Source organism: Phytoactinopolyspora halophila (genome assembly GCF_003287285.1).
Classification (GTDB): domain Bacteria; phylum Actinomycetota; class Actinomycetes; order Jiangellales; family Jiangellaceae; genus Phytoactinopolyspora_A; species Phytoactinopolyspora_A halophila.
Genome location: NZ_QMIG01000006.1, coordinates 76,178 through 94,812, shown reverse-complemented (window position 1 = coordinate 94,812; position 18,635 = coordinate 76,178). Strand labels below are relative to the sequence as shown.

Genomic DNA, 18,635 nt, shown 5'->3' with positions numbered 1-18,635 from the left:
TCCTCCACCCGCTCCCCGGTACGTATTGGCACCGTACCCCGCGCGTGGGCGGCCGTCAGCATGGTTGACGGATCGCAACCGAATCGCGTTGATCTTGATGATTTGTGCATGCCTGAGGACCATTTCGTCATGGCCCGTCACGGAGGTTTCGTCGAAATCGAGACTGGTGGTTTCGAAGGGTCCAATCAGGTGTATCGCCCCGCCGACTGGCCCTACCGGCGGGGCGACACGCGTGGTGATGCGGAGAGATGACCGCTCCGCTTACGAGGCACATTGCCATCATAACTGATGGTGGCTCATTTTGAAAATATAGATTCGTCAGCCAAATTCTATGATCTTGAATAAGGTGGGACGTTCACGCAGAAAGATCACGTTCGAGTGGCGTCCGGAACGTTGGTGTGACCGGCGTTCCTTCCAGCCTTTCTTGCAGCCGCTCTGCGGCGCTGGTGACCGCCGTCTCACCCTCGACGCCGACGTCCTCGAGTAGCCGCCAGACGATCTCCGGCCCGCGCATGCCCCAGCCACCCACAATGCGCCCGTGCCACCACACTGTGGGCCCGATGTTCCCATTACGGTCGAAGAGCTGCTGGCCATGATTACCGAGAAAGAAGTCACGGTGTTTCCAGCCCATCGGCGTCGAATCCAGCGCAGGTAGAAGCGCCGCCGCGGGCGCTAGCGGTTCCTCCGGCTCGGTGTCGTCGGCGAGCATGATCCCGTCGAGCCCATCGAGCTCGACATCGATGACATCGAGCTCGGCGACGACCCGGCGGACCGTTCCTTGCGACCAGCCTGTCCACCAGCGCAGATCGTCGACGCTTGCCGGACCGAATGCCCGAAGCCACGCCTGCGCCAGGCGTGTACGAGCGACGTCCTGATCGACGTGAGGCATGCCCTCGGGCCAGATCTGGCGGGAGGGTACCCACCGGTGCATGCGCGACACCCATGACCCACCAGGGCGTCCGCGCACGAGCCGGCCCTCGGCACCCAGCAATGTCAGCACGTGGCTGGTGATGTTCTGCTTGACGTCCCATGCCTTGTTCGTCGTGGGTAGCAGGGCTGTTCGTAGGCGCGGCTCGTCTTCCGACAGCTCACTGGCGAATGCCGGGCCGCGCGCGAGTAGCGCTTTCTCGGCGCCGTCTTCCACATCGGCCAGCCAGGACTCGATATCAGTGCCCAGCGGGGGATCGGTGGGCGTTGTGCTGAGCTGCTTGACGAGCCGCCGGCGCAGGCGCGCCGCGATCTCCACGCCCGCGGCGCTGTGCATGATCGGCGCGAATTCGGTCGGCACGACGAACATGGTGCGCCGCATGCCGATCATCTTCACCAGCGTGACGTCTTCATACAGCGCCGACGAGACATCCGCGAGGGACGCTTCGGGGCAGCGAGCCAGCACGGAAAGATACACGGTGGCGGGATCGGTCGCGTGTAGCGCGACGATGGACGACGCGCTTGCCTGCGGCGAAGGTGCCGTCGACTCCGGGGCGAGGCAATGACGCCGCATCAGCCGATCGCGTCGTTGCTGGCTGCTGACTCGCATCATGTCGATGGTCCCTGCACGATAGATTGCCCGTACGGGTTGGATCGATGTTGCATACGGGCGTCAACCCCAGCGAACTTGGACGTGAGAGCGCCATTGGTCGAGCACGTCTAGGCGGCCGTCGGCCACGATCTCGTCGCCGCGATTCCACAAGCCGAGGTAAAGCTGCACGGCGGTGCCGCTCAAGGTGGCATCTGCGGCGGTTGAGGCGCCGACTGTGGTGACAACAGGAGCGTCGCTGACGTGCAGGGTCCATGCGTGGCCGGTATCCGACGTGCGGACCACGACGGTGAATGGTTCGGACGATCGCAGCTTCCCTTTGCGGCGGGGAACGAAACCGCACAGCAGTTCATCGATCCCATCGGAGGCCAGCTCGGCCGGGATGGTGACGTCGACCGTCTGCGGCGACCTGCCGAGAGCAGCCGAGATGGCATCGACGCCGTGCATGGTTGTCTCGTGTGCTTGCCGGCGCGCCCAGAACTGTTTCGGGGCGGGCGCATCTTTTAAGAACACCATTGCGTTCGCGTCGTCGGGCGTCTCGCGCAGTGTGGTGAGGAGATCGTCGAGGCCGTCGTCGTACCAGGCGAGCAGGTCGGACGCGGCCGCAGCTGCCTCTTGCGAACTCGCGGGCTGGTGATCGTCTTCGCCGCGAAGGTTGGCCGCCGCCCAGCGATGGACCATTCCTTGGTGTGTGACGAGGTCCGCAACCCTCCAGCTCGGGCACGTAGGCACCGGTGCGTCGAGAGCGATCTCGCCGGCGACGCTTCGCAGCAGGGCTCCGCTCTCGGCCAGTGCGGTGATGTGCTGGCCGAGATCTAGCTGTGTTGGCATGCCGACAGCGTAAGGGAAGGTACTGACAACCGGCTTCGCGCGGAGTGCCCGACACTGAGGGAATCTGCGACGAGGCAGTTTCCGGGTTTGCCTGAGTCGAACGCTGTTCGCTGAGTAACGTGTCTCCATGGCTGTGGTTGGACGCCAGGGCAAAATTTATGAATGGATCAATGAAACTTCCGCACAGTCCGGCGCGGCCCCGTTCTCGTGTCCGGAACGGCCCCAGGCCGCGGCCACGCTAGCTGGATCGAGACGCGTCGTGCATCCCCACTCGGCGCTTCGCCAGCTACTCGACGCGGCAACGTCCGACGAGCCGGTTCAGCTCGACGTGTGGACGGCTCGTCGAATGGTTCGGCGCTATGTCTGGCTGCTGCGGCGATTGGAGCCGGCAGGCGTGACACTGACCCTCGTTGGGCGGCTTCCACCCGTGCACATTCGTGCGGGGATCAACGAGATCGGTCTTGCTGACGAACAACGCAGGAATAGCCACGAGGACAGCGCCGCGCTCATCCACGAGCTGCGCGTGTCTGCTGCGGCGACCGGGCTGGCGGAACGGGTCGGCCGGAAGCTGGTCGCCACACCACGTGGGCGATGGTTGTGCTCGCGTCCAATCGGGCTGTGGTGGCATCTCGCGCGAAGCCTCCCTGCGGAATCAGCTCATCCGCTTTCCTACGAGGCTGGCTTGGCCCTTCTCGGTCTCGTGGCGTCCGGCAGCAAGCGTGGACTTGCCGCTCGCCTTGCCGAACTCCTGGATGCGCTGGGGTGGGTGAAGGATGACGGTGCGGCGCCGACTACGTGGGACGCGGTGGACGCCGCGCTGGAGACGCATCGGGTGTTGCGGCTGATGGGGTGCCTACAGCCCATCTCCGAAGGCGCTGTCGAGGTAGCCAGGCCGACGGCCGACGGTGAGCGCTTTGCACGCGCGGCGTTGCGAATGCTGTGCAACGTCGGTTAGTGGCCAGCCCACGCCTACGTCCGCAGCGACTTGAGCAAATTCGTCAAGGCCGCCATCGTCGCCTCGACGTCGTGTGCGCGAGTGGTCGACGTCGTAAGCCACAGCGCCGCCTCGTTCATGGCCCCGGACAGCAAATGAACGAGCGGTGCGACGGGTTGCTTGCTGATCAGATCCTGTTCGATCAGCTGCGTGACGATCTCCTCGAGATGTTGCCTTGACGTGGAGGCGTCGATTTCGCGCCAGACCCCCCATCCGAGCACCGACGGTGCGTCGACCAGCATGATCTGCTGAATCCGTGGCTCGGTGCTGGCAGTCAGGAATGCCCGACATCCAGCGATGAACTGCGTCCACAGGTCAGCGTCTGGGGCCGCTGACGCCACACGGTCTGCTACCTCCTGGTGGACCTGGGTGAGGACGGCCTGGAAGAGGTCCTCCTTGCCTGCGAAGTGGTGGTAGAGAGCTCCCTTGGTGACGCCCGCTGCCGTCACGATCTGACTGAGGCTGACCTTGGCGTAGCCGTAGGTGGCAAAGAGCTCGCGGGCGTGTTCGACGAGGTTCTGCGTCGTTTCTTCACGCTGTTCTGCTTTGGTGCGAGGGCGCGTGTGCGGAGGCATGGTGCGATCGTACTAGTTGACGTACCAACGGTATGCGTCTAGTGTTTGACCAGATACATACCGACGGTATGTTAATCTCATGCTGAGGAGAGCCATGAAACTGTCCAGTTTCTATCCGGTCATCTGCACGTCGAGGGTCACGGAGACCCGGGACTTCTACACGCGTCACTTCGACTTCGAGATCGTCTTCGATGCCGGCTGGTACGTGAGCCTGCGCCGCAGCGGCGATCCGTCATACGAGCTGGCGGTGCTGGATGCAGGCCATCCGACACTTCCGGAGGCATATCGCCAGCCTGTTGCTGGTCTGCTGTTGAACTTCGAAGTCGAGGATGTCGATGCCGAGCACCGTAAGTTGGTCGACGGTGCGGGATTGGCTGAGGTGCTTCCATTGCGGACCGAGGAGTTCGGCCAGCGCCATTTCATCGTCGCTGATCCGTCAGGCGTACTCGTCGATATCATCACCGAGGTCCCGCCGTCAGGCGAGTTTGCGCAATACTTCCAGCAATGACGCCATCGTCTGCCCCGTAGACGAGCAGACTGTGGACAACTTCGGCTTGGGCCTGGCGTGACCAGATCGGAGCGCCTAAGCTTCGGTCATGCTCGACCGTGACTCGCTTACCATCAGATGGTTCCTATCATCTGTCATCATCTGGCTGCTCGTGTCCGGGTGTGCCGGCGAAAACGACGACGGGGCACCAGGAACCCTTCCAGACGCCACACCCACGGAGCCTTCTGACGAGACCACGCCAACGGATGACCCCACCAGCGAGCAGACACTCGGTGGTGACTCGACGGAGACTATCGAGCAAGAGATAACCGAGTTCTTCAAAGAGTATATAGAAACGTCTGATAAGAGCTGGGAATCCAGCAAAGCATTAGATCGTCGTCGTGATATGTTTGCCGACAGTTGTGATATATGCCTGGCTGGATATGAATTGGCGGCTGAATCTGTCGAAGACGATCTTTCGTTCGTCGGAGATCCTGGAAAAATCGTCAATATTAGTCTGACAAATTTCGACGGCGAATTAGCGTCAGTATTAATTCAAATCGATGCCCCTGCGGCGCAACTGATCGATTCTGAAGGAAATCTGGTCCGAGAGTTTCAAGCCAATATTGGAAGCCAGATTGTGTATCAGGTCCAGCGCGCATCAGGCGAGCAGTGGATCATAATAAAAGGGGACGTTCTGCAGTGAATAAGTTTATGATGCCACTGCTAATGATCTTGGTTGCATCCCTATCAGGAGGTGCACTTCCAGTCTCCGAATGTGGAACTGATCGTTATGGCGTGCCGCTGCCTTGTTCTGACCAGGGTGGTGTTGGCTACAGCTACGATGGCGAAACACAGACGTTCTACCCGAACCCCTCAGATGGTGGGGGATCAGAGCATCACGATGGAGTCGTCTGGTCGGTTCGCTACGTCGTCTTGTGTGGGTTCAACAATCCTGAGCGTCCGGTCGACGAGGTGTGTGTCGATGCCACCTGTGAGTCGGATGGCTTCTTCGGCTTCTACGCCCAGGTGTTTCGGCGACAGAGCGCTGCCGACGAGTGGGAGCCGTGGCCCGGCAGGGAAAGGGTGTGCTGGGCGTATGACGGGGGTGAGCCAATACCGCTAGAAGACGTGGAAGCGGAGATCATATCCGTGCTCGAAGAGCATTATGAGGCGATCTCTCGGCCCGAGATCGACCTTGCTCCGCCGGCGAACGCGGTGGTGAATTTGCCGGTGCTGGCAGCGACAGAAGACGCCGGATCGGTGCAGTTCGCGATCGAGAATCCGCTGCCCGGCACGGTCGAGGCATCGCCGGAGTATGACTGGAACTGGAGTGATGGCACGAGCGGCACCGGCCCGGGGCGCGGGTATGACGGGACGGACCCGATATCTCATCCAGATCATTACCCCGTTCGTGCCGTTTACAGCCGCTCCGGAGAGGCACATGTTGACCTGACGGCTACGTGGTCGATCACCTTGACGGTGGATGGGATCCCGCCGATCACAGACATCGAGCCGTTGATCTATGACGCCCGGGAAACCTTCACCGTGCATAGCGCTCGCACCGTGCTGGTCGACTGACACGCGAGGAGCAGGCCAGCTTTCACGATGTGGCGAAATGCCGGCCATCTGCCCGGGTATGCGTATCGTGCTTTGTCATGGCACGTTCTCGACGGCGGCGCTGGCCGCTTCTTGTCGGTTTCCTCCTCATCGTGGCCGTGGCTGCCGCGGCGGCGGAGCTACTCGTCCGCGGGCTGGTGGAGGACCGTATCGCCGCCCGCGTCGAATCCGAGTGGGGTGGAACCGCGGATGCTGCTGTGAGCTCTACCCTCGTCTTGCCACAGTTGCTGTCGGACGAGTTGTCTTCGGTCGAACTCGATATCCGGGACGCCGCCTACAATTCGATGACGGGCATCAGTGGGCACGCCGAGCTGGAGAACGTTCGGTGGGACGGGAACGACGTTTCGGCATCCCGCTCGCGTATGGAGATCAACGTCCCAGCTGAGGGCCTGGAACAGGCCGTGAGCGATTCGCTTCCTGTCGATCTTACTGACGTCGCCATCTCGTCGCTTCCGGAGAGCCAGCAGATGGAGCTGGCGTCGGGGCAGCAGCTAGCTGTGACCCTTCTGGTCACGCCCAGCTTGGAAGGAGACGCCGTGATCATCGAGATCGACGACGTTCAACTCGGCGGGTCACTGCCTGAGCTCGATCTGGGATTCGGTGAAGGTTCCACCTACAGCATCAGTGAGCTTTCCGACCTGCCGCTTGGCCTGTCTCCGACCGGATTGACGGTCATCGACGAAGGAGTGCTGCTCACCCTGGACTCAGGCTGAGGCCCGCTGGCCTTCCACCCCTGCGAACGACACGGTGCCCGGATGCCGGGCACCGTGTCCGATGTCGGCGTAAAGCGAGGCGGCCCGGACTACCGTTTCTCGGGCTCCGTGCCGTAGCTGACGAGCTGGTGTGCTCGCTGGTGAGAGACACCGAGGATGGACCCGATATCGCGTAACGACAGCTCCATCCGAGCGAGCTCGCGGGCAGCAGCCCGAATCTCGGTTGCCGCCGCGTGGTTCGCCCACGTCGCCATTCGGCGCAGTTCTTTCGCGCGGGAGAGCCGCCGGCGTACGGCGTCGGGGAGTACGGGGACGACCTCAACCGTGATGCTTGCCTCGGGCATGTCCGTGACGTGTGCGAGGGAACGTCGTTGCTGTTCGGCGGCCTGGTGGAGAGTGCGAGCTTGGCAGCTGACTCCTGGATACTGATCACACCGGGTCTGCCAATGACGACCTTGCCGCACGGCCGTGCTCGTGTAGTGGTGGTCGGGTAGGTTGTGTCCCACGGTCATCTGCCTCCCATCAGGTGGTGATCGAGGGGCTGCACGAAGGTGCTGTCTTCGTGCAGCCCTGCCCACGTCTGTTTGTGAGCGTTCGATCGTATGTTCGTATAATGCCACCTGGGTCTGACAGCTTCTGTTTGACCGAATTTGGCGGCGCTTCCGGCTGCCGATCTGTGTGCTCGATTCTGGAGACAGCTCTTCGAGCTGGATAGAGACACGATCCCACTGAGTACGCGGTGGTATGTGCCCGAGAATGTTCGTCAGCGGCGGTCGGAGTAGTTCAGATCAGCACCGCCGAACGGTTCCACTCCGATGCCCTTCAACGACATGGCACGGCTGATGTCACTCGGCGAGATGATGCCCACGAGACGTCCGCCGTCCATCACGAGCGCACGGCCGTCGGCGCAGCCGCCGAGTCGTCCGAGGATGTCGGACACCAGGTCGTCCGGCCGCACGATCGGAACCTCGTCGAGCGGGCACGCCGCGTCGCTGACCATGGTGTCGGCGTGCTGCTCCGGAGGCACCGCACGGATGCGGTTCAGTGTCGCCATCCCTTCCACCTCTCCGGAGGAACCGAGAAGCGGGAACGCGGAGTGGCGCCGCACCATGACCACGTCGCGGACGAAATCCGCGATGCTCTGACGAGCATCGGCCGTGTCCGGATCGGACGTCATGATGTCCCGGGCAGTGAGGTTTCCGAGAACCGCGCCCGTACGTGCGTGCTGTTCTTCGGCCGAGGCCATGGTCACGATGAACAGGCCGATCAGAACCCACCACAGGCCGCCGCCGTAGTCGCTGAACAGCGAGAAGATGCCGAGGGCGATGAGTAGCAGGCCGAATACCCGGCCAGCACGGGCTGACCAGATCTGTGCCTGCTGCCGGTCGCCCCGCCACGCCCACAGGAGGGAGCGCAAGATCCGCCCGCCGTCCAGCGGAGCCGCAGGGATCAGGTTGAACACGGCGAGCAGCACGTTGATGACGGCCAGGTAGCTCAGGACGCCGGCAACGAGGTTGGTCGCTCCGATTCCGGTGACCAGCCACGTCGCCCCGGCAAATCCGAGGCCGAGGATGAAGCTGATGGCGGGCCCGACAGCGGCAATGCGGAAGTCCGTCGCGGCGTCTCGCGCGTCGCCGCGCAACCGGGCGACCCCACCGAGCAACCACAACGTGATGCCGTCGACGGTGATGCCGTTTCGCTGCGCCACCACGGCGTGCCCTACTTCGTGCGCGAGCAACGAGAGAACGAACAGTGCGGTGGCGACGATGGCGGCGGCGATGTAGGCAACAGGCGCATGGTCGGGGAACTGAGTTGGCAGTACGCCACCGGCGAGACCGAATACAAGAAGGACGACGATGCCGAGCACGCTCCAATGCAGACCAACCCGGACGCCGGCGATGGTGCCGAGACGTACCGTCTCCGTCACGGTGCTCACCTCCTCTGGACCGATGATTCCGAACTGACGGGTTTGCGTTCCAGCTATGTGCCGGGCAGGCCCTTGTCAGCGAGCACGATCATCTGCTCGCGCAGGGCACCGGTGTCGTGGGTGTGACCGAACGGTTCCGCGTCGGTCTCGGTTCGCCGGGTTTCGGGTCGGCCAGACACCGCGCTACTGGCAGGCCCTCGGCGGTTGTGTCGACGTCGTGTACATCTGGATCTCCTCTCAGGAGGATTACCCGCCGACTGGTTCACCATTCTGTGTCGTCAACCTAAGAGAACCCGTAGAAAGTCCTGACAGTCCGGCGTGACGTCGAACTCGTCCCGAAGCCCGCAGCACACGGACCGGCCGCGTCTAGTCACATTGCGCGTTAGCGCACTCGAACGTTTCGGTGAACTGGAACGGTCGGCCGGCTACGTCGACGGAGGTGCGGAAGTCGGGCAGCGGGCCGAACCATTGCTGGTCACCCTGCGTGATACGGATCGGTTCGTCGATGGTGAGGAACTGCTCGAACTCGTCGATCGATTCCAGCAGGATATCTGGCGTGTAGAGCTCGCCCTTCTCGTGGAGGCAGTTCGGGACGGGGTCATGCTCGACGTGTGGCTCGCCGAAACTCAGCTCCACCTCTGCGCGATTGCCGTTCACCTGTCCGCGGAGCGTGACCGGCTGCTTGGCCGTCACGGTGATTGTATCGATCCGGCCGATCGCCTTTCGGGCGCATCCGAGACCGTCTTTCCAGTCCAGCTCACCTTCGCCGGTGATGGTGCCGTCGTCATGCAGCTCCATCTCGCCCTCCCAGGCGAGCTGGGTGCATTCGAGGATGACGTCGTTGAAGCAGTTGGTGTCGATCTGATCGCGCAGCGTCCAACGCCACGTCCCCTCGGGTATCGGCTCGACCAGCGGGTCGCTGACCAGCGTGTCGAGCCTGCATTGCTCGCCGGCGCCGCGCTCGAGGATCGGAGCGTCCTCGGCCTTGCCGTCGAGGGCGCCCACGTCAGGGGACAAATGCGGCCCGGTGAGCCGGTAGCTGACGCCGTCTTGTGACTCGATCAGTTCCAGTCCGAGGTCGAGGAACATGTACGTCGTCGGTAGTGCGGTGCGGGCGGCACCGATGCGTGCCTCGTCGGGCAGCTGGACCGTGGGGATGTTCTCGTAGAGGCGGTAGCCGACCAGCGCGGGCCCGTCGCCGCGATCGGCCACCGCGATAGCCAGCTCGGGCTGGCTGCGTGATCCCCAGACGACGTAGTCGTCGACCTGGTCGGCGCATTCGGGAGCCGCGCCGTCCGCGTTGACCGAGTACGACGTTGGCCCCAAGGCAGCACTCAGCCGATCCTGGATACGGGACAGCGAACCCGATGACAGACCGAAGCTGATCAGGCCGGAACCGGTCAGCTCCGACGCGGTGGAGATTCCGTAACGGCGTAGGGTCAGCTCCGGCTCGGGAAAGGCCTCCGGGTCGAAGGATGCGGTACCGGTCAACGCCTCATGGTCGGAGCACGGTACGTCCCGGGTCCTGTGCTCGGGACCGATGATGATGTCGGTGCACGGGCCGAGGTCGAGGATCTCTCCCGACACGTCCGATGTGAAGTGCACGTTGTCGACGAAGGCGTAATCGATCTTCTTCTTGCCCTGTTCCGGGTGCTCTGCCGTGCAGGCGCCGCCGAACTGTCCCTCGTACTCGGCGGGCTGTGTGTCGCGGCACATCGGATCGTGCATGTCGACTTCGTAGAAGTCGTCGTAGAAGTCCTGCATCGCCTGGTTGTACGGCTTGACCTGCTCGGTCTCCCAGTCCGTCACCTCCAGGTTGAAGTCACCGCCCAGCACCAGGGGCTGGTCGTGGCTGGCCGGTATGATGTCTTCGCGGAGCTGGGCCAGTTCGCGCTGGGCGTCGCGGGGACCGGACGGCAGGTGGACGGAGCATGCCCGCACCGGAGGGTTGGAGTCGCTGGTGATGCAGGGCACACCTTGACCGACATCCGGATAGGATTCCTCGCTGCCGGGCTGGGCGCCACCGGCGACGAACACGGCGGAACCCTGTTTCCCGAAGCCGAACCCATCGAGGCCGCAATTCAACGTCGTGTTGACCTCAAGGAAATTGCCGGCGTAGCCGAGCTCCGTGAGCTCGTCGACATAGCGCTCGAACGTGGGCTTGCAGATTTCGGTGAACGTCACGACGTCGGGCTCGTTTTCGCGGATGTAATCGAGCGTGCGCTCCGCGACGTCCCCGCCTTGGGCCCAGTTGATGTTGTAGCTCAGCACCGTCAGTTCGCGCGTTTGTGGCGACTCGGTGCTGGCACTAGGGCTGGGGCTAGGGCTGGCACTGGCACCGGGGCTGGCAGTGGCACCGGGGTTAGGGCTGGCGCTTGCGCTCGGGGTGGAGGCGGGTGCCGACGACGGATCGTCCGTCACCGATGCGTGGCCCGGCAACAGAAAAACAGCAGACAGCATGGCCGCTGCAGCAACGGCGACCAGGCGCGACGGAACGGTCATGTGTGCGATGGGGGCAAATTAATGTGCGCCTAGCCGAACGTCAAACTGGCCGTATAGGGATATATGCAGCTGGGACGCGGCTCAGCAACGGGCGGCAATCAACGCGCCAAGGTTGCCCGTCCCGGACCGGGAAGTCAGTGAATCTAGTCCGCGACCGGTGCCCTTTCCTCGGGGGCGACGGACTCGCCCATGTCGGCCGGGCTCATGACTTGGGTATTGGCCAGAACCTTCGCAACCAGTTCGTCGATCTGTGCCCGGCCTTCCACGACGGAAAGCTGCTCTTCCGTCGTGCTGGTGGCTACACGAGGCGGCGTGAGCAGGGTGCAGCAGTCCTCGTCGGGCAGCTTCGAGATCTCCGCCGTGCCGATGCGGTTCGCCTCGGCGATGATCTCTTCCTTGTCCCAGGCCACCAGCGGCCGCAGCAGGGGCAGCGTCGACGCCTGCTCCACCGTGGCCATGTTGCTGAGTGTCTGGCTGGAGACCTGCCCGAGGCTGTCCCCGGTGACCAGCGCCTCCGCCCCGAGCTCGTGTCCGAGAGTGGCGGCGGCCCGGACCATGAGCCTGCGTTGCGCCACGATCTGCAACTGTCCGGAGCCAGCGGTCGCCAGGGTTCGCTGGGCAGTTCCGATGGGGACCACGTGCACGCGCGAGTTCGGCTGGAACCGGTTGAGTTCGCGGGCCAGCGCGTATGCCTTGTAGGCGGACGACGGACCGGTGAGCGGCGCTCCCGTGAAGTGCACGAAATCACAGGCCAGACCCCGGCGCATGGCGCGGTAGGCGGCAACTGGAGAGTCGAATCCGCCGGAGAGCATGGCCAGCGCCCGGCCGGTGGACCCCACCGGCAGGCCTCCCTGGCCTCGGTGGCGTTCGACCGAAACGAACACCTCACGGTAGTCGACCTCGACGTTGACCTCGATGTCGGGCGCGTCCAGGCGCACGGGCCAATCCATCTCGCGGCGAATCCGGTCGCCGAGCTGCACGGCGATCTGGTCGGAGGTGAGCGGAAATTTCTTGCTCCGCCGGCGAGCGCGGACGGCGAACGTTGGCGGCTCTGCCGTGGTGTCGGTGTGCTCGATGTGTTCATGCAGGAGCTGGAGGGCAGCGGAGATCATCGCGTCGGGGGTCTTGGAGACACGAAGCGCCGGCTGCACCACGCTGATGCCGATGACCTCACATAGCCGCCTGATGAGCTCGTCGTGCGGAAGCCGGGACAAGACCGCGAGGACGTTGCCCCGCTGCAAGATTCGCGGATCGTCCTCGCCGCCGCCGAGCGCGTGCGTCACGTTGTGCAGGAGGTGCCGTTCGAATGCGCCTCGATTGCGGCCCTTCAAGACCAGCTCTCCGTACTTCAGCAATACGCATCGCTGGGGCGTCATCGGTTTCACCTCCTGCCATTAACCACTCTGATACAACGTATGCGGCACCACAGCAGCCCGCGAAACAATAACGCGGCCGGGCATGGTTCGATTCCATCATGCGCAGCGCGGATCGGACGACGACGGACCACGTCACGGGCGAAACGCCGCGTCGGGAAACTGCGGTGGGAGCGAACGCTTGTTCAGTACTTTCGACCAGACAGGAGGCTCGGCATGGCATCGAACGATCCGGCGCTGTATCCCCCGATCGAGCCGTATCGCCACGGTTGGCTCGACGTCGGTGACGGAAACCTCGTCTATTGGGAAGAATGCGGAAATCCCCGAGGTAAGCCTGCTCTCTTCCTGCACGGGGGACCGGGAAGCGGGAGCAATGCAGGTATGCGCCGGTACTTCGACCCGGCGGCGTACCGCGTCGTTCTGTTCGATCAGCGAAACTGCGGGCGGAGCACGCCGCACGCCAGTGACCCGGCAACGGACCTGACGTCGAATACGACCGGAAACCTCCTGGCCGACATCGAACAGCTACGTGAACACCTCGGGATCGAACGGTGGCTCGTCTTCGGCGGCTCGTGGGGGTCGGTGCTGGGCTTGGTCTATGCCGAGCGATTCCCGCAACGTGTGAGCGAGATGGTCCTCATGGCGCTGGCCACCGGGAGGCGCGTCGAGACGGACTTGCTGACACGCGGACTCGGGGCACTGTTTCCGGAGGCGTGGGAACGGTTCTGTGACATGCTTCCGGAAGCGCAACGCGACGGCGACCTCGCCGACGCCTACCACCGCCTCCTCTCCGATCCCGACCCCGCCGTGCGGGACCGGGCGGCGCGCCGCTGGTGCGAATGGGAGGACGCGATCGTTCCGACAGCTCCCGGCCCTAACCCCCGTTTCGACGATCCCGCCTTCCGCATGGCGTTCGCACGGCTGGTCACGCACTACTGGCGGCATGGGTCGTGGTTGGAGGAAGGCGAGGTGCTGCAGAACGCCGGGCGTCTCGAGGGTATCCCCGGCATTCTCGTGCAGGGCAGCCTGGACTTGGGAAATCTCGTCGGCACGCCGTGGGAGCTGGCGCACGCCTGGCCCGGCAGCGAGCTCGTGTTGATCGACGAAGCGGGGCACGGAGCGAGCGATCCGGGCATGGCCGAAGCTCTCGTCGGTGCGACCGATCGCCTGGCGGCACGGGCATAGGTCACGAGGACGCCCCGGGTGCGGGCGCGACGACGTCGAGTGCTCGGCGAGGTCGAGCCGTCACTGTCTCCTGGCTCGCACTGGTGCGGTCAGCGGGCGGCCGAAGATGAGATGCGTCTGGCAATGGCCGACTTCCGGGCGCGTCGCGAGATGGTCGACGATGATTCGCTGCAGGTCGGTGCTGTTGGCGACCGCCACGTGGAGGAAGTAGTCTTCCGGGCCAGACACGTTGTACAGGGCGATCGTCTCGGGCAGGGCGAGGACGGCCGAGGTGAACACGTCCACCAGATCTCGGCTGTGCGGCCGTAGTTGCACGGCGATAATCGCCTGCAGGCCGCGCCCGACGGCTGCCGGATCGACCACGGCACGCACACCAGTGATCACGCCGGTGCGGCGCAGCCGTCGCACCCGCTCGTGACACGAGGACGTCGGCAGGCCGACGCGCTCGGCGAGGGCTTTGTTGGTGATCGACGCATCGTCCTGAAGGATGGCCAAAATCCGCCAGTCGACCGGATCCAGATCTGGATATTCTGTCATTCCTCGGATGCTATCCGGCGACGCTTGCAAAGTTCCGGACAGTGGCGAACTGTATGCGCAATAGCTGGCATGCGATGGCGTCAGAAGCGGGGAGGGAGCGATGCTGCCCGAACATTGGCCAGCATTCCTCGTGGTGCTCCTGGTGGTGCTCTGCACGCCGGGCCCGGACTTCGTCGTCGTGCTGCGGTATTCGCTGTTGGGTACCCGTGCCGGCTACCGTGCCGTAGCCGGCATCGTCGGCGGCCTCTCACTGCACACGATCGTGGCCGCCGTCGGTCTAGCCGCGTTGATTGCCGCGCGGCCATGGCTGCTGGACACGCTCCGGCTCGCGGGCGCGGCCTTCCTCGCGTGGCTGGGGACGGCGGCGTTGCGCGCGTGCCTGGCGCGATCCCGTCACCACATCCCGCATGGCGTTGGTGACCGCGTACCCGCCAGCAACGGCGCAGCGAGCTCGGAGCCCGGGACAATCGACGGCCATCCCTTCCGGGACGGGATGGCTACCAACGCCCTCAACCCCAAGGCGCTCCTGTTCTTCATCGGGCTCTTGCCACAGTTCGTCTCGGCATCGGGCCACGTCACCGTCCAGACGCTGATTCTGACGGCGACGACCATGGTGACCTCGGCGCTGTGGTGGATCGGGATCGTCCAGCTCGGGAGCCGCGCCGCCCGGTGGCTGAGCAGCGTGCGGGCGCGCAGGATCATGGATGCCGTGTCGGGCATCGCATTCCTGGGATTCGCCGTCTGGGTGGCGCTTCCGCCCGTCATCGCCGTCGTCGGGTGATCCCCGACGAAGCAGGAGGTTGTCCCGGCTGTGCATTGTCGGCTCCGTGATAATGGTACTCGTACGCGCCGACTGTGGAAGGGCTGACGTGAGCGCCGATTTTCCGCAAGGTCCGATCATCGGGCCGGCAGCCGACGGGCACCTGCATGTGATGACGCAGAATCTCCGGTATCCGGCGCCGGATCCCGGACATCTGTGGGAGCAGCGTCGTCCCGTCATGGCCGCGCTGCTGGATCGGGAACGGCCGTGCGTCCTCGGTACGCAAGAAGGGCACCTGAACCAGATCCGGGATATCGCCGCCGACCTGCCAGGCGGGTACGAGTGGATCGGTGAGGGGCGGGAAGGTGGCGGTCGGGGCGAGCACATGGCGATCTTCTACGACTCCCGGCACCTGGCGCCTCGCGAGCACGGACACGTCTGGCTGTCCGACACGCCGCATGTGCCCGGCTCGACGACGTGGGGCAATGCCGCCCCGCGGATGGCCACGTGGGTGCGATTCGCCGACACTCGATCCGCCGGCACGAGCACAAGTACGAGCGCCGGTACGGCCAGCGGCGCCCGTACCCGCACCGAAACCGGCATGGCGGCGGAATTCGTCGTCGTCAATACGCACCTGGACAACCATTCGGCGACTGCCCGGATCCGCGGCGCCACGTTCCTCGCGCGCATGGTCGAGTCGTTCGGTGCCACACCGGTGATCGTGACCGGCGACTTCAACACGGCTGCGGAGTCCAGCGAGCCCTACCGGGTTCTCGTCGCCGACACGGAGCTGTCCGATACGTGGCTCGCGGCCAAGGACCAGCGCACGCCCGCGTATGCGACGTTTGCGGGGTATAAGGAACCCGCCGTCGGTGGCGTCCGCATCGACTGGATCCTCACCACTGCGGGCATCACCGTGGAGGCAGCCGCCATCAATCCCTTCGCGGCTGGTGGGCAGTTCCCGTCGGATCACCTCGGGGTGCAGGCACTGCTCACGCTCCCTCACCGCTGATCATGAACACTAGTGGTTCTATGTAGTCGGTTAGTGTTCATGATCAGCGGGTTAGTTGGTGAGGATGTAGCCGGTGATCACCGTTCCGAGGGCCAGCACCACGATGCCCGCCAGGGCGAAGATCCAGAACAGTGGGCGGGCGCCGTCACCGACGAGCAGCATGCGGTAGGGATCATTCGGGTGGTAACGCACGCGCACGTGCTCGCCGGTATGCGCGCGCCGCGCCACGCGTCCCCGCTGGGAGGCGGTCTCGATCTCGTGTCCGGTGTGCACGGAGAAACGGACGACGGGATGGTGCAGGGTCATGCCTTCCCGCGTGCTCGAGGTCGTCTCGCCGACGACGGTTCCCTCGGCGACGACGCCCCGTCGGCGAAGCTCCCACACCCGGCTGATGCCGTATCCGCCCACTCCGAGTAGCGCGGCTCCGAGAACGAAGGGTGCGAGAAGCGGCGCCACATTCTCGATGGTCTCGGTGGAGGCGGTGACCATCGCCACAGCCGCGGCCAGCAGCACGATGCCGATCACCAGGAACAGGCGCAGCGTGGCCAGGCCGTGCCCGACGATCGCCACTTCGGAAGGATTGGCGGGGTTGTAATAGACGGTCATGACACGTCCGGGGATGGCGGAGCTGACGTTCGAGCTCACTGCCGACCTGGTGCGTATGGTTTCACCGTCGGCCGTGGTGAATTCCACGATCGGTGTTTGCACGAGGCCACGGTCGTTCGTCGACACAGACCATGGACGCTTGGTGGGCTGGCCCGGATCTTGTGATCTGTTGCGAGCTCCGACGCCGCCGCCGGTGCCGTGGAAGTGCTCGTCCTGATCGACGACCTGGGCGAGCGTCCTTTTGCCATTGCTCCGCAGCGCTCGTTCCCGCAGGAGCCGGTAGCCGGCGGCGACGGTGAAAACCACGCCCATGCCCGCCACCACCATGACAGCCTGCCACGGCATCTCCCGTACCTCCCCGTGATCATGAACACTAGTAGACCAATGTAGCCGGTTAGTGTTCACGATCATGTCGGCCTGTCTGCCAGCATCGCCGACGAGCCGTCCTGCTCGCCGTCCCGTAACCGGGGCAGGCACTAGCCGCCACGGCGGCTGGAGTTTCTAGCTCGTCCGGACCGCTTGTGCCCGGATCTCGATCTGGATCTTCTGTGACACCAGCCAGCCACCGGCTTCGAGGGCGACGTTCCAGGTCATGTCGTAATCTTCGCGATCGATTTCCCCGTTCGCGCTGAGTGCCAGCCGCTCGCCGCCCCACGGGTCGGGTGTGACGCCGTCGATGGTGAGGTGCAGCGTCACCGGCCGGGTGATGCTCTTGATGGTGAGATCGCCGATCACGGTGAAGCGCCCGGCTCCGCGCCGGCGCCGGACCAATCTGCCGTCCACCATTGCCCATTTCGCATCCGAATCGGCGACGATCTCCCGGGATGTAAACGTCATGGTGGGAAACAGGTCGACGTCCAGAAAATCGGCGCTGCGAAGGTGCGCGTCACGATCATCCGCACCTGTCACGATGCTGGCCGTGCTGATCACAGCACTCGCCCGGGACCGGAGAGGATCATCAGCCACGTCGATACGACCCTCGACCTGTTCGAAGCGGCCTCGAACTTGGGTGACCATGAGGTGTCGTGCGACGAACCCGACGGTCGTGTGTGCGGCGTCGATGGTGAAGGTTCCGGGCGTGGGCAGCGAAATGCCATTCCACGTGCGTACGCCAACAGGCTCGAGCATTGAATCCCCCGTGCGATGTGTGAGTGCTCCCCCGCCCCCTTGCGGAGATGTTGGATATGCGTGAATGCATATGGCAATTCCGCAGGAATCATAGCGAATGGTGCCAAATCGGCCCAGGAGATTCCGATCCGTCCCGGCGTGATCTCATTCTCTGTGGTGGCTCTTTGTCATCACGACGTCTCCTGTGGAGACGCCGCGAAAGAACGAATTCGCATTCCGTCAAACGTAATCTTGCATATCGCGTCCGCGAGTTCCGTGCAGTCGATACCGCGTTGCGGGCGATACCACTCGATCAACGAGTTGACGAGTCCGAACAACAGGCGTGCGGTGAGGGCGGGGTCGATGTCTGGCCGGATGTCGCCCTCGGCCTCGGCATCCTTCACCAGGTCTGCGACGAATCGATCGAACTCGCGCCGCCGTGCCAGAGCGTCTCGCTCGACCTCGGTGTTGCCATGCACGCGCAGCAGTAGTGTGACGAACGGCAAGCGATCGACGAGTACGTGGACGCTGCCCCGCACCAGGTGTTCGAGCCGGTCGATCGCCGGCCCCGGCATCGTGCGGACCTCCTCGGCGACGTCGAACAGCCCGCCGATGGCGCGATCGACCGCGAGCCGAAGAAGTTCCTGCTTGCTGGGCACGTGGTGGTAGATGGCCGATTTCGTGATGCCGAGCCGCCGGGAGAGATCTTCCATGCTGGTGCCGTCGTAACCGCGCTCGTTGAACAGCTCGACGGCGACGTGCAGCAACGACTCGAGATCGTATCCGGGCCTGCCGCGGCGACCTGGCTGAGCTGGTCGCGATGACCGGGATGGCTGCGGCGGATCGGTGACGGTCATGGGTCCGAGTAT

20 protein-coding genes and 1 pseudogene are annotated in these 18,635 nt (G+C 64.2%); 9 read left to right on the top strand and 12 right to left on the bottom strand.

Features of this window, described 5'->3' with window-relative positions; all coding sequences use genetic code 11:
• The first annotated feature begins 108 nt into the window (after nucleotides 1-108).
• Nucleotides 109-252 carry a hypothetical protein gene (locus DPM12_RS23150; protein ID WP_158542831.1) on the top strand — a complete coding sequence of 48 codons (144 nt, stop codon included), beginning with the start codon at nucleotides 109-111 and terminating at the stop codon, nucleotides 250-252.
• 103 nt (nucleotides 253-355) lie between these two features.
• Here DPM12_RS23150 and DPM12_RS09120 read toward each other — a convergent pair whose 3' ends face one another.
• Together DPM12_RS09120 and DPM12_RS09115 are read right to left on the bottom strand one after the other, a co-directional pair.
• On the bottom strand, nucleotides 356-1,540 hold the full coding sequence (locus DPM12_RS09120; protein ID WP_211658717.1) for a winged helix DNA-binding domain-containing protein: 1,185 nt from the start codon (nucleotides 1,538-1,540) through the stop codon (nucleotides 356-358).
• A 60-nt stretch (nucleotides 1,541-1,600) separates the two neighbouring features.
• The gene (locus tag DPM12_RS09115) at nucleotides 1,601-2,368 is read right to left on the bottom strand and encodes a maleylpyruvate isomerase family mycothiol-dependent enzyme (RefSeq protein ID WP_112258001.1); all 768 of its coding nucleotides are present in this window, start codon (nucleotides 2,366-2,368) and stop codon (nucleotides 1,601-1,603) included.
• A 127-nt stretch (nucleotides 2,369-2,495) separates the two neighbouring features.
• Between DPM12_RS09115 and DPM12_RS09110 the strand changes: the two genes are divergently transcribed.
• A complete protein-coding gene (locus DPM12_RS09110) occupies nucleotides 2,496-3,323 on the top strand; it encodes a carbohydrate kinase family protein (RefSeq protein WP_123788603.1) in 828 nt (275 codons plus the stop codon).
• Between the two features lie 14 nt (nucleotides 3,324-3,337).
• Here DPM12_RS09110 and DPM12_RS24105 read toward each other — a convergent pair whose 3' ends face one another.
• Nucleotides 3,338-3,937 carry a TetR/AcrR family transcriptional regulator gene (locus tag DPM12_RS24105; RefSeq protein ID WP_112257999.1) on the bottom strand — a complete coding sequence of 200 codons (600 nt, stop codon included), beginning with the start codon at nucleotides 3,935-3,937 and terminating at the stop codon, nucleotides 3,338-3,340.
• Between the two features lie 94 nt (nucleotides 3,938-4,031).
• Between DPM12_RS24105 and DPM12_RS09100 the strand changes: the two genes are divergently transcribed.
• From DPM12_RS09100 to DPM12_RS09090, 4 genes are all read left to right on the top strand, one after another.
• A complete protein-coding gene (locus DPM12_RS09100; RefSeq protein WP_112257998.1) occupies nucleotides 4,032-4,445 on the top strand; it encodes a VOC family protein in 414 nt (137 codons plus the stop codon).
• 88 nt (nucleotides 4,446-4,533) lie between these two features.
• Nucleotides 4,534-5,130 (top strand): hypothetical protein, encoded by a 597-nt coding sequence (locus DPM12_RS22800; protein ID WP_123788602.1) that lies wholly within the window; start codon nucleotides 4,534-4,536, stop codon nucleotides 5,128-5,130.
• Complete coding sequence (locus DPM12_RS09095; RefSeq protein ID WP_146751905.1) at nucleotides 5,097-6,005, top strand: hypothetical protein; 909 nt, start codon at nucleotides 5,097-5,099, stop codon at nucleotides 6,003-6,005. Before DPM12_RS22800 ends, DPM12_RS09095 begins: the two co-directional genes overlap by 34 nt.
• A gap of 77 nt (nucleotides 6,006-6,082) precedes the next feature.
• Entirely contained in the window at nucleotides 6,083-6,757 is a 675-nt protein-coding gene (locus DPM12_RS09090) for an LmeA family phospholipid-binding protein (protein WP_112257996.1), read from the top strand.
• A gap of 89 nt (nucleotides 6,758-6,846) precedes the next feature.
• Here the strand turns inward: DPM12_RS09090 and DPM12_RS22795 are convergent, their stop codons facing one another.
• The 5 genes and pseudogenes from DPM12_RS22795 to thiI all read right to left on the bottom strand — a co-directional run bounded on the left by DPM12_RS22795 (nucleotide 6,847) and on the right by thiI (nucleotide 12,562).
• Nucleotides 6,847-7,269: a hypothetical protein gene (locus DPM12_RS22795; protein ID WP_123788601.1), complete on the bottom strand. Its 423-nt coding sequence runs from the start codon at nucleotides 7,267-7,269 to the stop codon at nucleotides 6,847-6,849.
• Between the two features lie 251 nt (nucleotides 7,270-7,520).
• Nucleotides 7,521-8,684: a site-2 protease family protein gene (locus DPM12_RS09080; protein ID WP_112258089.1), complete on the bottom strand. Its 1,164-nt coding sequence runs from the start codon at nucleotides 8,682-8,684 to the stop codon at nucleotides 7,521-7,523.
• A gap of 59 nt (nucleotides 8,685-8,743) precedes the next feature.
• Nucleotides 8,744-8,892 (bottom strand): annotated as a pseudogene (locus DPM12_RS24100) (IS982 family transposase); the annotation flags it as partial.
• Between the two features lie 158 nt (nucleotides 8,893-9,050).
• Nucleotides 9,051-11,186 (bottom strand): endonuclease/exonuclease/phosphatase family protein, encoded by a 2,136-nt coding sequence (locus DPM12_RS09075; RefSeq protein ID WP_123788600.1) that lies wholly within the window; start codon nucleotides 11,184-11,186, stop codon nucleotides 9,051-9,053.
• 143 nt (nucleotides 11,187-11,329) lie between these two features.
• A complete protein-coding gene (thiI, locus tag DPM12_RS09070) occupies nucleotides 11,330-12,562 on the bottom strand; it encodes a tRNA uracil 4-sulfurtransferase ThiI (RefSeq protein WP_112257993.1) in 1,233 nt (410 codons plus the stop codon).
• Between the two features lie 213 nt (nucleotides 12,563-12,775).
• On the opposite strand from thiI, the gene pip reads away from it, so the two are divergent.
• Nucleotides 12,776-13,744, top strand: a complete 969-nt coding sequence (pip, locus tag DPM12_RS09065; protein WP_112257992.1) for a prolyl aminopeptidase — start codon at nucleotides 12,776-12,778, stop codon at nucleotides 13,742-13,744.
• A 60-nt stretch (nucleotides 13,745-13,804) separates the two neighbouring features.
• Here pip and DPM12_RS09060 read toward each other — a convergent pair whose 3' ends face one another.
• On the bottom strand, nucleotides 13,805-14,281 hold the full coding sequence (locus tag DPM12_RS09060; RefSeq protein WP_112257991.1) for an Lrp/AsnC family transcriptional regulator: 477 nt from the start codon (nucleotides 14,279-14,281) through the stop codon (nucleotides 13,805-13,807).
• Nucleotides 14,282-14,381: 100 nt separating this feature from the next.
• On the opposite strand from DPM12_RS09060, the gene DPM12_RS09055 reads away from it, so the two are divergent.
• On the top strand, nucleotides 14,382-15,062 hold the full coding sequence (locus DPM12_RS09055; protein WP_112257990.1) for a LysE family translocator: 681 nt from the start codon (nucleotides 14,382-14,384) through the stop codon (nucleotides 15,060-15,062).
• Between the two features lie 88 nt (nucleotides 15,063-15,150).
• Nucleotides 15,151-16,053 (top strand): endonuclease/exonuclease/phosphatase family protein, encoded by a 903-nt coding sequence (locus DPM12_RS09050; RefSeq protein WP_211658716.1) that lies wholly within the window; start codon nucleotides 15,151-15,153, stop codon nucleotides 16,051-16,053.
• A 51-nt stretch (nucleotides 16,054-16,104) separates the two neighbouring features.
• Here the strand turns inward: DPM12_RS09050 and DPM12_RS09045 are convergent, their stop codons facing one another.
• The 3 genes from DPM12_RS09045 to DPM12_RS09035 form a co-directional block, all read right to left on the bottom strand.
• Entirely contained in the window at nucleotides 16,105-17,004 is a 900-nt protein-coding gene (locus DPM12_RS09045; protein ID WP_158542830.1) for a DUF3592 domain-containing protein, read from the bottom strand.
• A 156-nt stretch (nucleotides 17,005-17,160) separates the two neighbouring features.
• Complete coding sequence (locus tag DPM12_RS09040; RefSeq protein WP_112257987.1) at nucleotides 17,161-17,787, bottom strand: YceI family protein; 627 nt, start codon at nucleotides 17,785-17,787, stop codon at nucleotides 17,161-17,163.
• A 170-nt stretch (nucleotides 17,788-17,957) separates the two neighbouring features.
• Nucleotides 17,958-18,623, bottom strand: coding sequence for a TetR/AcrR family transcriptional regulator (locus DPM12_RS09035; protein WP_112257986.1), 666 nt, complete (start codon nucleotides 18,621-18,623; stop codon nucleotides 17,958-17,960).
• Nucleotides 18,624-18,635: the final 12 nt, after the last annotated feature.

Bases quoted from the DNA above. Each gene is read 5' to 3' on its own strand.
- DPM12_RS09055 (WP_112257990.1), top strand. From the start codon at position 14,382: ATGCTGCCCGAACATTGGCCAGCATTCCTCGTGGTGCTCCTGGTGGTG.
- DPM12_RS09115 (WP_112258001.1), bottom strand. From the start codon at position 2,368: ATGCCAACACAGCTAGATCTCGGCCAGCACATCACCGCACTGGCCGAG.
- DPM12_RS09060 (WP_112257991.1), bottom strand. From the start codon at position 14,281: ATGACAGAATATCCAGATCTGGATCCGGTCGACTGGCGGATTTTGGCC.
- DPM12_RS23150 (WP_158542831.1), top strand. From the start codon at position 109: ATGCCTGAGGACCATTTCGTCATGGCCCGTCACGGAGGTTTCGTCGAA.
- DPM12_RS09035 (WP_112257986.1), bottom strand. From the start codon at position 18,623: ATGACCGTCACCGATCCGCCGCAGCCATCCCGGTCATCGCGACCAGCT.
- DPM12_RS22795 (WP_123788601.1), bottom strand. From the start codon at position 7,269: ATGACCGTGGGACACAACCTACCCGACCACCACTACACGAGCACGGCC.
- DPM12_RS22800 (WP_123788602.1), top strand. From the start codon at position 4,534: ATGCTCGACCGTGACTCGCTTACCATCAGATGGTTCCTATCATCTGTC.
- DPM12_RS09075 (WP_123788600.1), bottom strand. From the start codon at position 11,186: ATGACCGTTCCGTCGCGCCTGGTCGCCGTTGCTGCAGCGGCCATGCTG.
- pip (WP_112257992.1), top strand. From the start codon at position 12,776: ATGGCATCGAACGATCCGGCGCTGTATCCCCCGATCGAGCCGTATCGC.
- DPM12_RS09090 (WP_112257996.1), top strand. From the start codon at position 6,083: ATGGCACGTTCTCGACGGCGGCGCTGGCCGCTTCTTGTCGGTTTCCTC.
- DPM12_RS09045 (WP_158542830.1), bottom strand. From the start codon at position 17,004: ATGCCGTGGCAGGCTGTCATGGTGGTGGCGGGCATGGGCGTGGTTTTC.
- DPM12_RS24105 (WP_112257999.1), bottom strand. From the start codon at position 3,937: ATGCCTCCGCACACGCGCCCTCGCACCAAAGCAGAACAGCGTGAAGAA.
- DPM12_RS09040 (WP_112257987.1), bottom strand. From the start codon at position 17,787: ATGCTCGAGCCTGTTGGCGTACGCACGTGGAATGGCATTTCGCTGCCC.
- DPM12_RS09100 (WP_112257998.1), top strand. From the start codon at position 4,032: ATGAAACTGTCCAGTTTCTATCCGGTCATCTGCACGTCGAGGGTCACG.
- DPM12_RS09110 (WP_123788603.1), top strand. From the start codon at position 2,496: ATGGCTGTGGTTGGACGCCAGGGCAAAATTTATGAATGGATCAATGAA.
- thiI (WP_112257993.1), bottom strand. From the start codon at position 12,562: ATGACGCCCCAGCGATGCGTATTGCTGAAGTACGGAGAGCTGGTCTTG.
- DPM12_RS09120 (WP_211658717.1), bottom strand. From the start codon at position 1,540: ATGATGCGAGTCAGCAGCCAGCAACGACGCGATCGGCTGATGCGGCGT.